The sequence below is a fragment of the Alienimonas chondri genome, assembly GCF_013036045.1.
GTDB classification, from domain to species: domain Bacteria; phylum Planctomycetota; class Planctomycetia; order Planctomycetales; family Planctomycetaceae; genus Alienimonas; species Alienimonas chondri.
Map to the genome: position 1 here is coordinate 1 of NZ_WTPX01000352.1, position 744 is coordinate 744.

1 protein-coding gene is annotated in these 744 nt (G+C 74.1%); it reads left to right on the plus strand.

Annotation, left to right across the window (positions count from 1 at the left end; genetic code table 11):
* Positions 1–744, plus strand: a 744-nt coding sequence (locus tag LzC2_RS21605) for a tetratricopeptide repeat protein (RefSeq protein ID WP_171190079.1), incomplete at both ends; no start/stop codon positions are given.

The window sequence follows — 744 nt, forward strand, 5'->3', positions numbered from 1 at the left end:
CCAACGGACACCCGGCTCCGCAGCCGGTCGGGCCGCAACTCGGGCACTCGACGCCGGGCACGCCGCGGAGCGCGCCCATCGGCCCGACCTCGCCCTCGCCCACTACCGCAAAGCGCTGCTGAGCGACCCGTCCGCCGCCGGCGCCCACCACCGGCTCGCGGTGCTGTTGGATCAATCCGGCAACTACGCGACCGCGGAGCAGCACTACGCCGCCGCCCTCTCCGCCCAGCCCGGCGACGCCGATCTGCTGTGCGACCTCGGCTATTCCTACCTCCTGCAGGGTCGGGCCGGCGACGCGGAGGACAGCTTCCGCACCGCGCTCGCTCAGCAGCCGGATCATCAGCGGAGTCTGGAGAACCTCGGGCTCCTGTACGCGAAGCAAAACGATCGCTCGCGGGCCGCCGCGGCGCTCGCCCAAACCGGAACGAGAGCCGAGGTCGACGCGAAGCTGGCCTTGCTGTTCCCGGCCAGCCGGCCGGTGAACGGCTACGTCGCCCCGGCGGACGTCCCGCTGTGGGCGGGCGTGGCGCCGAACTCCGCCGTCACCCCGGCCTCCGCCTTCGCGCCCCCGGCGAACGCGCCGATCGTCCGCACCGCCGAGGCCTCCCGGCCGGTCTCCCTGTTGATGCAGCAGAGACCCGCGGGCGCCGGCATGGCCGCCGATTCGATCGAACCGCCCTACGTTCCGCCCCCGAGTGCCCCGGCTCCAGGCGTCCCGGCTCCCAGCGTCCCGACCCAAAGCGC